This is a genomic window from Neotabrizicola shimadae, from assembly GCF_019623905.1.
Lineage (GTDB): Bacteria > Pseudomonadota > Alphaproteobacteria > Rhodobacterales > Rhodobacteraceae > Neotabrizicola > Neotabrizicola shimadae.
Map to the genome: position 1 here is coordinate 3,570,396 of NZ_CP069370.1, position 13,134 is coordinate 3,583,529.

Genomic DNA, 13,134 nt, shown 5'->3' on the forward strand with positions numbered 1-13,134 from the left:
CATTGACGCGACGGTTCAGGTCGGGATGGAGAAACCCATGCACCTTCCCTCCGCCGGCATGATCCGGTTCAGGTTCAACGGGTCCGCTTTCGCATCTCAGGCCGCAAGGCCACCCCGAGGTGCCGTTGATCATAGGGGGCGTGGCGTGGGGTGCAAGGGGCAGGAAGCCGGTTCCGTTTTGTGCCGGTTTGGCCTATTGCGGCGGGCAAAGGAGCCTGACCATGAGCCTGAACACCTTCGGCCACCTGTTCCGCTTCACCACCTGGGGCGAAAGCCACGGGCCGGCCATTGGCTGCACGGTCGACGGCTGCCCGCCCGGCGTGGCTCTGACCGAGGCCGACATCCAGCCCTGGCTGGACCGCCGCAAGCCCGGCACTTCGAAGTTCACCACGCAGCGGCGGGAGGCGGACGAGGTGCGCATCCTGTCGGGGGTGTTCGAGGGGGTGACGACGGGCACTCCGATCCAGCTGATGATCGAGAACACCGACCAGCGGTCCAAGGACTATGGCGACATTGCTCGGGCGTTCCGGCCGGGGCATGCGGACATCACCTACCACCTGAAGTACGGGGTCAGGGACTATCGCGGCGGCGGGCGGTCCTCGGCGCGGGAGACGGCGTCACGGGTCGCGGCGGGCGGGGTCGCTCGGGCGGTGCTGGCCAAGCTGGTGCCGGGGCTGAAGATCACGGGCTACATGGTCCAGATGGGGAGCCGGGGCATCGACCGCGGCCGGTTCGATGCGGCCGAGATCGAGAGGAACCCGTTCTGGTGCCCCGATCCTGTGGCCGCCGCCGACTGGGCCGGCTACCTGGATGAGCTGCGGCTGGCCCACAATTCGGTGGGCGCGGTGATCGAGGTGGTGGCGGAGGGCGTGCCGCCGGGGCTGGGGGCGCCGCTCTATGGGAAGCTGGATGCCGACCTGGCCTCGGCCATGATGTCCATCAATGCCGTGAAGGGGGTGGAGATCGGGGAGGGGATGGCTTCGGCCGCGCTGACCGGGGTGGAGAATGCCGATGAGATCCGGATGGGGCCGGAAGGGCCTTTGTTCCTGACCAACCATGCCGGGGGGATTCTGGGGGGGATTTCCACGGGGCAGCCGGTGGTCTGCCGGTTCGCGGTGAAGCCGACCTCTTCGATCCTGACGCCCAGGGCCACGGTGAACTCGGCCGGGGAGGAGGTGGACCTGGTGACCAAGGGCCGCCACGACCCCTGCGTGGGCATCCGGGCGGTGCCGGTGGGGGAGGCGATGATGGCCCTGGTGATCCTGGACCACCTGCTCCTGGACCGCGGCCAGACCGGCGGGGCTCGGGGGGTGATCGGCTGAGGCGGCCGAGGGCGTCCGAGCTCGGACGCCTGGTCGGAGTGAGGGATTTCAACGGGTTACGGGCGCGGATTAACTTGGACTTAAGGATTGGGGACGTCAAGACTAGCGCAAGCGTCATAGTGCGACCCAATCCAGTGGGTGCGATGACTGTTCGGGCGATGGACATGCTCGCCGAAGGTTAATCGAGGCCTTAGGATTGTCTTGGCTCCTAAACCAAGTAGAACTGTAAGCGATGGTACTTCGGGAGCGTCTTACATGCCGGCGAGCGCATTCAATACTTCCAACGAGTCGTATCGGCAGCTTCTTTCTGGGGGAGACATCTATAGAATCCCGCGATTTCAAAGGGACTACAGCTGGAAAGAGGAACACTGGGAAGATCTTTGGTCGGACATCCTAGACCTAATTCGAGATAACACAGAGACTTCTCACTACATGGGATACCTAGGGTCAGGACTCGTTCTCGTTTCATAGCCAGAACATGACGGTGGCAGCGAGGGCTATGGCGGATAGGAACACCTTCGGGCATCGGTCGTAGCGTGTGGCGACCCTTCGCCAGTCCTTGAGCCTGCCGAACATGATCTCGATCCTGTTGCGACGTTTGTAGCGGCGCTTGTCGTGCTTGATGGGCTTGCTGCGCGACTTGCGGCCTGGGATGCAGGGCCTTATCCCCTTGTCCTTCAACGCATCTCTGAACCAGTCGGCGTCATAGCCCCTGTCAGCCAGCAACCATTCCGCCTTCGGCAGGCCGCCCAACAGGGCCGCCGCACCCGTGTAGTCGCTGACCTGGCCCGATGTCATGAAGAAGCGGATCGGGCGGCCGTCGGCATCGGTGACAGCGTGCAACTTTGTGTTCATGCCCCCTTTGGTTCGGCCGATCGCGCGCCCCCGTTGGTCTCCGTCGCCCCCTTTTTCGACCGCAGGCTGCTCGCCGTGCGGTGCGCCTTCAGGTAAGTCGCGTCGATCATCACCGTCTTCGGAGTGGCGGCCTCCGAGGCCAGGCCGTGCATCATCCGAGCGAAGACGCCCTTGTCACTCCACCGCTTCCAGCGGTTGTAGAGTGTCTTGGGCGGGCCATACTCCTTGGGCGCATCGCACCACCTCAAGCCATTGCGATTGATGAAGATTATCCCGCTCAGGACCCGCCGATCATCGACACGCGGTCTGCCATGGCTCTTCGGAAAGAAGGGCTGAAGTCGCGCCATCTGAGCGTCCGTCAGCCAGAAAAGGTTGCTCATAGTTCAGTCTCCTCACGGAGCCTGAATCATACCCAAACAGCAATATCAATGGGTCCTGAGCCTAGTCCTCCAGCCGAAATCAAACCTCGAAGTAGATGTAATTGACGGTCAGCAGCGGCTAACAACTCTGTCAATAATCGTGCTCGCAGCACTAAGGAGGATCAACAGCCTAATTAGCTCTGGCGTTGACGCTGAACGCAACCAACTAAGGCTGCAGGAGATTCGCCGATCATATATTGGACAGTTGGATCCGGTATCACTCGTTGTACGACCAAAGATAACACTGAACAGAAATAACGATCACTACTATCAGAACTTTCTTGCGACCCTTCGCGATATGCCCGTCAGGGGCTTTAAGGCATCGGAGCATTCAATGCGGCGTGCCACAGAGTGGTTCCTTCGTCAAACGGGGAGCTATCTCGAGTCCCTTTCCCGGCCAGAAGATGACCATGGCGCCATTCTGGCTGGGCTAATAGATCGAATGAGCCGCGGCCTGTTCTTCACAAAGATTGTCGTCGATGATGATCTTAACGCCTACAAGGTATTCGAAACGCTTAACGCCCGGGGAGTGAAACTCTCCGCTCCTGATTTGCTCAAGAATTATCTCTTTTCGGTTATTAGCAGGGACGCTACGGCCGAGGCCCATGATGAGGAACTGGACCGAGTCGAAGTGCGCTGGTCGGACATCCTCGAAAGACTTCAGTCGGAGAATGTCACGTCGTTCCTGCGGGCCTACTGGGGTGCCACACACTCCTTCGTAAGGGAATCGGACCTCTTCAAGGTCATTAAGCGTAGCATTACAACTAGGGCAGAAGCATACGCACTCTTGTCTGGGCTTGAGGACTCACTGGAAACCTTTCTTGCACTCACCGATCCGGAAACATCAAGCTGGCCGGCGGATGACCGCGAGAACGCCAGACTCCTTAAGATGTTTAGCGTCCGTCAGCCGTTTGCGCTCCTAATGGCTCTAAAACGACAGGTTCCTTCCGCCTTTTCACAGGTATTGGACGCGATCGTAAGGCTTAGTTTCAGATACAACGTAATTTCTAACCTTCAACCCGCAGAGCAGGAACGTGTCTACTCCCGAGTTGCTATAGAAATCTCTCAGGGCAGACTGCCATCAGCTGCGTCCATAATAAGTGAGCTTCGCTCGATCTATCCCAACGATGATCTGTTTCGTGCTAACTTTGCATCAAAATCCTTTGATACGTCTGGCAGCAGGAACAAGCAGGTCGTTCGATACATTCTATCTAAGCTTGAGCAGCATCAGAGCGGTCTAGCGCCCGATAGCGCTGAGCTCACCATTGAGCATATCCTGCCGGAAAGACCAGGTGCTGGATGGCGTCAGTTTAGCGAGACAGAGGCCAAATCCGACGTGTATAGGCTTGGCAATTTGGCGCTTATTGAGCCGAGCCGCAATCAGGCGGCCGGAAACCACGACTATGAAGTGAAGAAGGGTTTGCTTTCATCAAGCGGGTTGGCTTCAACTTCTTCGATTCCATCTGAGTACAGTGATTGGACGCCGGATTCCGTTGCGCGCAGGCAGGGTATCCAAGCTCGACATGCAACCGGGATCTGGCGTGTATCGCAGCTACACGAATAGGACGGGCCGTAGGGCGACCGCCCCCCCTCACCTCACCTGAAACAGCGAGCCGTAGGGTGGGGTTCTACCCCACCATTGCTGGCACGGCAGAGAGCATTCGCGGCTCAGTCGTCGCCGCTGGGTGGCTATGGTCGCATGGTGGGGTGGAACCCCACCCTACCCTGCGACGTCCCTCACCTCACCTGAAACAGCCGCTCCACCTCGTCCAGCACGTCGTCGATGAGGCCGCCGGAGCGCGCTTCGGGGCCGGAGAAGCGGAGGAGCCAGCCGGTGCGGGTCATCTCGCGGCGGATCGTCAGGCCCTGGCGGAGGGTGAGGGTGCGGCGGGGGCGGCCGGGGGTGAGGCCGGGGGCTCCCCTCGGCGAGCGGGATTCGGCGAGGAGGGGGGCGATGGCCTGCCATTGCGCATCGAGCGGCTTGCCGCGGAGGGGGTGGAGGGCCTCGGCCAGCGCGTCCTCGAACCCCAGACGGAGGGCGAGGGCGAGGGCGTCGATGCGGGCGGCGGAGAGGCGTTCGGGGGTGGTGAAGGCGCCGTCGAGGGCGGAGAGGACCTCGACCGCGGCGCGGAGGCGGGCGCGGGTCTGGCGGGGGGAATGGGGGAAGAGGCCGGCGATTGCGGCGTCGGGCGTGGGGAAGAGGCCCTGCTCGACGGCGGTGAGGAGGAGGGAGGCTTTCTCCCACGGCGAGACGGGTTCGCGGATCTCGTTCTCGGTCACCATGGCGGCCATGGCGGCGGGCAGGTCGGCGGGGGTGCGCAGGATCGCGGGGATGGTGGCGAAGGCGGGGTTGCAGGTGGCGAGGCGCTGGTGGGCGGTGAGGCGGCGCAGGCCCGAGATGAGGCCGTAACGGAGGGGGCCGGAGGGGGTGGCCAGTTCGAAGACCTCGATGGGCTGGCGCAGGCCTTCGGCGGCGATGGAGGCGGCGAGGGCGTCGAGCGCCTGCGGGTCGAGCGTGGTGCGGTCGCGCGGCAGGGCCTGGGCGTCGATGGCGGAGAGGGGGAGGTGCAGCATGGGAAGCTCCTTTCCCGGACAGGAAAGGAGCGGGGTGGTTGATGCGGGGTTGCGGCAGCGCGCGGGTCAGGCGGGCGTGTCGCGTTCCAGGTTGAGCCAGAGCACCTCGGCCCCGGTCAGGGCAAGCGTGGCGCCGGGCAGGGTGGACAGGATCTCGCCCGGGCTGCGCGGGCCGATGAGGGCGAGCGAGGGGAAGGGCTGCGAGAGCACCCAGGCGGTGGCGATGTTGTGCGCGCTGACGCCCTTTTCGGCGGCGAGCTGTTCGGCGCGGCGGCGGCGTTCGGCATTGGCCGGGCTGCCGAAGCAGGTTTCGGGCGCGGTGTCGGCGGGCAGGCGGTTGCGCAGCGGCTCGGGCAGGAAGTAGCCGCGGGCCTGGCTGGACCAGGACAGGTGGACGAGCCCGCCCTGGCGCAGCGTGGCAAGGGTGGCCGGGTCGTTGGACGAGATGCAGCCGGGCCAGACCGGGCGTTCCATCACCGCGAGCGAGAGGTTGTTGTTGAGGAGGGTGAAGCCCTGCAGGCCCTGGGCGGCGGCATAGGCGTTGGCCTCGGCGATGCGGGCGGGCGACCAGTTGGAGCCGCCGAAGATGCCGATGCGGCCGGCGGCGCGCAGGCGGTTCAGGGCATCGACGAACTCGCCCACCGGGACGGCGGGGTTGTCGCGGTGCATGATGTAGATGGGGGCGTGGTCGAGGCCGAGCCGGTCGAGCGAGATGGTCAGTTGCGCCTCGATCGCGCCGGGGAGGCAGTAGGGGCTGTGGGCGCCCTTGGCGATGACCACGGCGTCCTTTTGCAGGCCGCGGGTCTTGAGCCAATCGCCCAGGACCTTTTCGTGCAGGCCGCCGCCATAGACAAAGCCGGTGTCGAAGGTGGTGCCGCCGGCCTCCCACCAGGCGTCCCAGACAATGGCGCCTTCGGCGAGCGTGTTGCGGTTGTCGCAGCCGATGATGAGGCGCGAGACGGGGTTGGCGACACCGTCGATGTGGGTGACGGGGACGCGGGGAGCGGAGGCGGGCAGGACGCCGGGGAGGATGCGGTTGGTGGCGGGGAGTTCCTGCACCGTGCGGTAGCCGAGTTCGGCGCGCCAGGCGTCGAGCGCGGTGTTGTTGCCGATGCTGTCGGCGTGGGAGGGCGCGGGGTGGGGGGCCTGGAGGCGGCCCTCGGCGATGGCGCGGCTGACCAGTTCGGCCTCGAAGGCGAAGAGCATCCGGGGATCGCGCAGGGTTTCGGTGCGGGTGTCGGCGCCGGTGGTGATGTGGATCGTGGCGTCGGAGGGGCCGGCGTTGCGACCGGGGACCCAGGGATCGTCGATGACGATGCGGCCGGCGGTGCCGGTGATGGTGGCGTTGTTGGCCATGGTGCGGGCAACGGCAACGGCGATTTCCGCCGTGAATCCTGAGGCGAAGGACATCAGGCCATAGGCCACGGCATCCACGCCGGTGGGGGCGAGGGTGCCGATGCCCTTGACGGCGACGGGGTCGGCGAAGGGCTTGCCTTCGGCTGCGCCGGCGATGAGGCGGGCGAGCGAGACCGGATAGCCGCCCACATCGAGGATGCCGCCGCCGCCGAGCGCGGGGTCGTAGAGGCGCGAGCCGTCGCGGTAGGGGGCGTTGAAGCCGAAGCTGGTGGAAATGTGAGCGGGCGTTCCGATTTCACCGGCGGCAATGATCTCCAGCACGCGGGCGATCTGGGGATGGCAGCGGTACATGTAGGCTTCCATGAAGAAGCGGCCCTCTTGCGCCGCCACTTCCGTCACCGCCACCACCTCGGCCGCGTTCATGCCCGCGGGCTTTTCGCACAGCACATGCTTGCCCGCGCGCAGCGCCGCAATGGACAGTTCGGCGTGCCAGGGATGCGGGGTGGAGATGTAGACGGCATCCACATCGGGGTCGGCCAGCAGCGCCTTGTGATCGGCGTAACGCTTGCCTTCCGCGATGGCATAGCGTTCGGCAAAGGCCGTGCGGCGCGCCGCGTCGCGGCCGGCAAGGGCGACAAGCTTGCCGGCTGTCGACTGCGCGAGACCGTCTGCATAGTTGTGGGCGATCGCGCCCGGGCCGATGATGCCCCAGCGAATGGTCATGGTGAGTCCTCCCTCTTGCAGGGAGGCTAGCAGGCGGGGTGACCTTACGGAAGGTAAAAATTTACTAAACCGGGGTAAGAAAAGGGGCGGGACAGGCCCGCCCCCCTTTGCGCAATTGTCCGACGATCAGGCACGGACCAGCTTTTCGTATTCCGTCGCCACGCGGCGGGTGAGTTCGCCGACCTCGAAATTGTAGGGACCGATCTCGCCGACCGGAGTGACTTCGGCGGCGGTACCCGTCAGCCAGCACTGTTCGAAGCTTTCCAGCTCTTCCGGCAGGATGTGGCGTTCGTGCACCTTCACCTGCATGTCCTTGAGCATCCCGATCACCGTCTGGCGGGTGATGCCGTTCAGGAAGCAGTCGGCCTTGGGCGTGTGCACCTCACCGTCCTTGACGAAGAAGATGTTGGCGCCCGTCGCCTCGGCCACATAGCCGCGATAGTCGAACATCATCGCGTCACTGCAGCCCTTGGCCATCGCTGCGTGCTTGGACATGGTGCAGATCATGTAAAGACCGGCGGCCTTGGCCTCGGACGGGATGGTTTCCGGCGAGGGACGCTTCCACTTGGAGATATCCAGCTTGGCGCCCTTGAACTTGGCATCGCCGTAATAGGCGCCCCAGGTCCAGCAGGCGATGGCCAGGCGCACCGGGTTGGCCAGCGAGGCGACCCCCATTTCCTCGCCCGCGCCGCGATAGGCGATGGCGCGGACATAGGCATCGGTCAGGCCATTGGCCTTGAGCACCTGGGCCTTGGCCGCGTCGATTTCGGCGACCGTGAAGGGGATGTCCATGTCCAGAAGCTTGCCGGAATGGATCAGGCGTTCCGAATGTTCGGTGCCCTTGAAGATCTTGCCGCTGTAGCAGCGTTCGCCTTCGAAGACGGCCGAAGCATAGTGCAGCGCATGGGTCAGGATGTGCACGTTCGCGCCGCGCCATTCCACCAGCTTGCCATCCATCCAGATGAACCCGTCGCGATCGTCATAGCTTGCCATACCGGTCTCCTCCGCGAGGCCTTTGCGAATGTTGCGTCAGATAGGTCCGTGTCGGACATAATCTTTCATCTTTTGCCCGGCCCAGCTAACAAGTGATTCCAGTAATGTCAACAAGGCTGACTTAAATTCCCCGTGGTGGCATCTGGGGCGCGGCTCCTGCCGGGTTTGTGTCTTGTTATCGTCAAGCTATCCGACTCAATCTGCACGTCAGGATTGCAGAAGGAGCTTGCCTTGACCCGTTCCCGCCGTGCGTTTCTTCCCCTCGCCCTGACGCTTTGCCTTTCCATGGGTGCTGTTGCCCCGGCCATGGCCGAAGTCGCCGCCGGTCCGGAGGGTCTGGCCTTCTATGACATTCCCGACCCCTTGCCGGCGGGCGAAGCCGGATCGGTGCTGCGCGCACGGGCGCTGGCGGGCACGATGGCGTTGCCGAGCGCGGCGCGGAACACGCTGGTCATGTACCAGTCTCGCGATCCGTCAGGGGCGCCTGTGGCGGTGACCGGCACGATATCGGTGCCGAAAGGCGTGCCGCCCGCGACCGGCTGGCCGGTGATCATCTGGACGCATGGCACAACGGGGCTGGCCGCCGTCTGCGGGCCGTCGCGCGATACGGACACCGGGCCGGAACACGAATACATTGAGGTGATCCGAGGGCTTCTGGACCAGTTCGTCGCACAGGGCTACGCCGTGGTGGCGACCGATTACCAGGGGCTGGGCACGGGCGGTTTCCACCCCTTCCTGCAGGGCAAGCCAAACGGCTGGAACGCGCTGGACATGCTGCGCGCCGCACGCAGCCTGGAGCCGGAGATCGGCACGCGCTATGCGGTGATGGGCCATTCGCAGGGCGGTCATGCCGACCTGTTCACCGCCGCCGAAGGGCCGGGCGACCTGGAGGGGTTCGAACTGGTGGGCAACATCGCCATGGCGCCGGGATCGCAGATCGCCAGCCGGCTGGACCTTGTGCGAGACTCCGACAAGGTCGAGCTGTCGGTGCCCTATGTGGCCTATGTGCTGATCTCTTACTCCACCACCTATCCCGAAATTGCGCTGGACCGGATCCTGTCGGCCGAGGCCATCGCGGCGCTGCCCGAGCTTTATGACCAGTGCATGAGCCACGCGCTGACCGAAGGGCATTGGGCGAGCGCGATTGCGAAGGATCAGTTCCTGCCCGAGCCCGACCTGACCGCCTTTCTGGAGGTGGCAGCGCAGAACGAGCCCGGCGCGCTGAAGATCGCGGTGCCGACGCTGATCCTGCAGGGCGACAAGGACGTGACCGTCTTCCCCTCGGCCACCGACACGCTGGCGGAACAGCTGTGCGCAGGCGGCAACGACCTGGAATACCGTGTCGTGCTCGGCGCCGACCATGACGGGGCGATGAGCGAGGGTGCGCCCGTCGCGCTGGCCTGGATGGCCGACCGCTTTGCCGTCAAGGCCACGGCCTCGAACTGCGGCGACCTGCCGAAGGCTGCCCCGTGATACGCCGGCGGTCCAGCCTTCGGGCTGGACCTTGCCGCACGGGCGAAGGATACTTGGCGCCGGGATGACATCGCCGGACCGGCGCCGGAGGACAGGCAGGATGGGGGAAGGTTCGGGAAGCCAGGGCGGGGGCGAGAGCCTGCTGTTCCTGACGGACGAACAGCTGCGCAAGGGGATCGAGGCGATGTTCTTCGCCTATCGCGGCTTCACCGCCGACCCGGACCGCATCCTGGAAGGCATGGACTATGGCCGCGCCCATCACCGGGCGCTGCACTTCATCCATCGCAGCCCCGGCACCACCGTTTCGAACCTGCTGGCCATCCTGGGGGTGACGAAGCAGAGCCTGAACCGGGTGCTGCGCACGCTGGTCGAGGACGGGTTGGTGGAACAGCGCGTCGGCCGGCAGGACCGCCGCGAACGACATCTGCACCTGACGGAAAAGGGCGCCGCGCTGGAGCGCGAGTTGTCGGATGCACAGCGGGCGCGGATGCGCGCGGCCTATCGCGCCGCCGGGCCGCAGGCGGTGCAGGGCTTCCGACAGGTGCTGGAGGCGATGATGGACCCGGAGATGCGACGCCAGTACAACCGGATGAAAGAGAGTGGCGGATGAAAGAGGGTGGCGCGTGACCGAACTGCAGCTGCATCTTCTGATCGTCGATGACGACGAGCGCATCCGCGGCCTGTTGCAGAAGTTCCTTGTCCGCAGCGGATACCTCGTGACGACCGCGCGCGATGCGGCGCAGGCGCGCCGCCTGATTGCCGGGCTGGAATTCGACCTGATGGTGCTGGACGTGATGATGCCGGGCGAGGATGGCATCAGCTTCACCCGCGACTTGCGCCGCCGCATGGCCACTCCGATCCTTCTGCTGACCGCGCGGGGCGAGACCGAGAACCGTATCGCGGGGCTGGAGGCCGGGGCGGACGATTATCTGGCCAAGCCCTTCGAGCCGAAGGAACTGCTGCTGCGCATCAACGCCATCCTCCGCCGCGTGCCCGCGGCGCGGCCGGCCGAGACGGTGCCCAAGATGCTGACGCTGGGCGAGGCGCGCTATGACGTGGAGCGGGGCGAGCTGTGGCGGGGGCCCGAGCTGGTGCGCCTGACGGCAACCGAGGCGGCGCTGATGCGGATCTTTGCCGCCGAGCCGGGCCAGCCCATCAGCCGCGACCGGCTGACCGGCGACCTGGGCCGGGCCGACGAGACCAACCCGGAAGCGCGGGCGGTGGACGTGCAGATCACCCGGCTGCGCCGCAAGATCGAGGCGGACCCCAAACAGCCGCGCTACCTGCAGACGGTGCGCGGCGAAGGCTACATGCTGCAGCCGGATTGAGAGGGGCCGGCAGTCGGGGCGCTGCCCTGGCCCCCCCGAGAGTTCTTTCCCGAAGAGGAAGCCCGTGAGCGTTCTTGTCCTGTCGCATCCCGGTTGCGCCCGCCATGTCACGCCGCCAGGCCATCCGGAACGGGTGGAGCGGCTGGCGGCAGTGGAGCGGGGGTTGGCCGGGTTGCCGGTGACGCGCGTCGCGGCGCCGCTGGCCGGGCTGGACGAGGTGACGCGCTGTCATCCGCGGGCCTATGCCGACCGGGTGGCGGCGGCGGTGCCGCGCGAGGGCTGGGCGCAACTGGATGGCGACACCTTCCTGTCGCCAGGGTCGCTGGATGCCGCCTTGCGGGCGGTGGGCGGCATGGCGGCGGCGGTGGATGAGGTGGTCGGCGGAGGGGCGAAGCGCGCCTTTCTGGCGGCGCGACCGCCGGGGCACCATGCGGAAACTGCGACGGCGATGGGCTTCTGCCTGTTCGGCACGGTCGCCATCGGCGCGAAGCGGGCGCTGGATCTGCACGGGCTGTTGCGGGTGGCCGTGCTGGATTTCGACGTGCATCACGGCAACGGCACGCAGGATTTGCTGTGGGACGAACCCCGCATCCGTTTTGTCTCGTCGCACCAGATGCCGCTTTATCCCGGCACGGGCGCGCCCGGCGAGCGCGGGGCCCATGGGCAGATCACCAACCTGCCACTGCGGGCGGGATCGGGCCGCGCGGCGATGCGGGCGGCCTGGGGGCCGGTTCTGGCCGATCTGGCGCGCTGGCAACCCGAACTGGTGCTGGTCAGCGCAGGGTTCGATGCACATGAGGCAGACCCGCTGGCTGGCCTGGAATGGGAGGCGGAAGATTTCGCCTGGCTGACCGCCGCGATCGTGGACCTGGCGGAAAGCACCTGCGGCGGGCGGGTGGTATCGGCCCTGGAGGGCGGATATGATCTGGAGGCGCTGGCCGCCTCGGTGGCGGCGCATGTGGGTGAACTGGCAAGGGGGACGCCATGAGCGACGACATCGCCAAGATGAGTTTCGAAGAGGCGATGGCCGCGCTGGAACAGGTGGTCGCCCAGTTGGAACGCGGCGAGGTGCCGCTGGAGAAATCCATCGAGCTTTACGAGCGCGGCGCGGCGCTGAAGGTGCATTGCGCGGCCAAGCTGAAGGATGCCGAGGCCAAGGTGGAACTGATCCGCGCCGCCGAGGGCAAGGCCATCGGCACCACCCCGGCGGAGGGGCTGTGAGCTTTACCGACAGGCTGGGCACGGCGGCGGCCCGCATCGAGGCGCATCTGGCCGGGGTTCTGGAGGGCAAACCGCGGGTGCCGGTGGTCGAGGCGATGGCCTATGCCGCGCGCGGCGGCAAGCGCCTGCGCGGGTTCCTGGTGCTGGAATCCGCCGCGCTGCATGGCATTGCGCCAGTGGCCGCGCTGCCGGTGGCATCTTCGGTCGAGGCGCTGCACGCTTATAGCCTGGTGCATGACGACCTGCCGTGCATGGACGACGACGCGCTGCGCCGGGGCCAGCCCACGGTGCATGTGAAGTGGGACGAGGCGACGGGGGTGCTGGCGGGCGATGCCTTGCAGACCTTGGCCTTCGAACTGCTGGCCGACCCGGTGATCGGCCCCGCCGACCGCCGCATCGCGCTGGTGGCGAGCCTTGCCCGCGCCAGCGGCGCGGAAGGCATGGTGCTGGGCCAGGCGCTGGACATCGCGGCGGAAACCGCCGGCCGGCCGCTGACGCTGGACGAGATCACCGCGCTGCAGGCCGGCAAGACCGGCGCGCTGATCCGCCATTCGGCCGAGGCCGGGGCGCTGATCGCCGGGGCCGATCCGGCCGCGTTGTCGGCCTATGCCGGGGCGATGGGGCTGGCCTTCCAGATTGCCGACGACATCCTGGACGTGACGGGGGATGCCGCCAAGGCCGGCAAGGCCCTGCGCAAGGATGCCGAAGCGGGCAAGGCCACCTTCGTCTCGCTTCTGGGGCTGGAGGGCGCCCGGCGCCGGGCCGCCGATCTGGTGGAAGAGGCCTGCGCCGCGCTTGCCCCCTATGGTGCGGCAGCGGAAAGCTTGCGGGAGGCCGCGCGCTTCACTATCTCGCGCGAAAGCTGAAAGG

Annotated in this window: 13 protein-coding genes and 1 riboswitch; of the genes, 9 read left to right on the forward strand and 4 right to left on the reverse strand. The window is 66.0% G+C overall.

Annotated elements, in window-relative coordinates; all coding sequences use genetic code 11:
• Positions 1 to 28: 28 nt before the first annotated feature.
• A riboswitch (TPP riboswitch) is annotated at positions 29 to 127 on the reverse strand.
• 94 nt (positions 128 to 221) lie between these two features.
• The gene (gene aroC, locus JO391_RS17310) at positions 222 to 1,322 is read left to right on the forward strand and encodes a chorismate synthase (RefSeq protein ID WP_220661682.1); all 1,101 of its coding nucleotides are present in this window, start codon (positions 222 to 224) and stop codon (positions 1,320 to 1,322) included.
• Between the two features lie 255 nt (positions 1,323 to 1,577).
• Positions 1,578 to 1,793, forward strand: coding sequence for a DUF262 domain-containing protein (locus JO391_RS21805; protein ID WP_220661683.1), 216 nt, complete (start codon positions 1,578 to 1,580; stop codon positions 1,791 to 1,793).
• Here the strand turns inward: JO391_RS21805 and JO391_RS17320 are convergent.
• Positions 1,788 to 2,557 (reverse strand): IS5 family transposase gene (locus JO391_RS17320; protein ID WP_375155668.1). Its coding sequence is split into 2 segments (ribosomal slippage): positions 1,788 to 2,239 and positions 2,239 to 2,557, totalling 771 coding nucleotides; the frame shifts between segments, so codons are not numbered across the junction. The genes JO391_RS21805 and JO391_RS17320 overlap by 6 nt on opposite strands.
• 100 nt (positions 2,558 to 2,657) lie before the next feature.
• Between JO391_RS17320 and JO391_RS17325 the strand changes: the two genes are divergently transcribed.
• Positions 2,658 to 4,160 carry a DUF262 domain-containing protein gene (locus JO391_RS17325; RefSeq protein WP_375155706.1) on the forward strand — a complete coding sequence of 501 codons (1,503 nt, stop codon included), beginning with the start codon at positions 2,658 to 2,660 and terminating at the stop codon, positions 4,158 to 4,160.
• Between the two features lie 173 nt (positions 4,161 to 4,333).
• On the opposite strand, the gene JO391_RS17330 is transcribed toward JO391_RS17325, so the two are convergent.
• From JO391_RS17330 to JO391_RS17340, 3 genes are all read right to left on the reverse strand, one after another.
• Positions 4,334 to 5,170: a ParB/RepB/Spo0J family partition protein gene (locus JO391_RS17330; protein WP_220661685.1), complete on the reverse strand. Its 837-nt coding sequence runs from the start codon at positions 5,168 to 5,170 to the stop codon at positions 4,334 to 4,336.
• Between the two features lie 66 nt (positions 5,171 to 5,236).
• On the reverse strand, positions 5,237 to 7,249 hold the full coding sequence (locus JO391_RS17335) for an aldo/keto reductase (protein ID WP_220661686.1): 2,013 nt from the start codon (positions 7,247 to 7,249) through the stop codon (positions 5,237 to 5,239).
• Between the two features lie 126 nt (positions 7,250 to 7,375).
• Positions 7,376 to 8,242: a branched-chain amino acid aminotransferase gene (locus JO391_RS17340; RefSeq protein ID WP_220661687.1), complete on the reverse strand. Its 867-nt coding sequence runs from the start codon at positions 8,240 to 8,242 to the stop codon at positions 7,376 to 7,378.
• 231 nt (positions 8,243 to 8,473) lie between these two features.
• On the opposite strand from JO391_RS17340, the gene JO391_RS17345 reads away from it, so the two are divergent.
• The 6 genes from JO391_RS17345 (at position 8,474) to JO391_RS17370 (ending at position 13,130) form a co-directional block, all read left to right on the forward strand.
• Positions 8,474 to 9,715, forward strand: coding sequence for an alpha/beta fold hydrolase (locus JO391_RS17345; protein ID WP_220661688.1), 1,242 nt, complete (start codon positions 8,474 to 8,476; stop codon positions 9,713 to 9,715).
• A 100-nt stretch (positions 9,716 to 9,815) separates the two neighbouring features.
• Positions 9,816 to 10,325, forward strand: a complete 510-nt coding sequence (locus JO391_RS17350) for a MarR family winged helix-turn-helix transcriptional regulator (RefSeq protein ID WP_220661689.1) — start codon at positions 9,816 to 9,818, stop codon at positions 10,323 to 10,325.
• 13 nt (positions 10,326 to 10,338) lie between these two features.
• A complete protein-coding gene (locus tag JO391_RS17355; protein ID WP_220661690.1) occupies positions 10,339 to 11,043 on the forward strand; it encodes a response regulator in 705 nt (234 codons plus the stop codon).
• Positions 11,044 to 11,107: 64 nt separating this feature from the next.
• A complete protein-coding gene (locus tag JO391_RS17360) occupies positions 11,108 to 12,031 on the forward strand; it encodes a histone deacetylase family protein (RefSeq protein ID WP_220661691.1) in 924 nt (307 codons plus the stop codon).
• The gene (locus JO391_RS17365; protein ID WP_220661692.1) at positions 12,028 to 12,264 is read left to right on the forward strand and encodes an exodeoxyribonuclease VII small subunit; all 237 of its coding nucleotides are present in this window, start codon (positions 12,028 to 12,030) and stop codon (positions 12,262 to 12,264) included. Before JO391_RS17360 ends, JO391_RS17365 begins: the two co-directional genes overlap by 4 nt.
• Entirely contained in the window at positions 12,261 to 13,130 is an 870-nt protein-coding gene (locus JO391_RS17370; protein ID WP_220661693.1) for a polyprenyl synthetase family protein, read from the forward strand. Before JO391_RS17365 ends, JO391_RS17370 begins: the two co-directional genes overlap by 4 nt.
• The last annotated feature ends 4 nt before the right edge of the window (positions 13,131 to 13,134 follow it).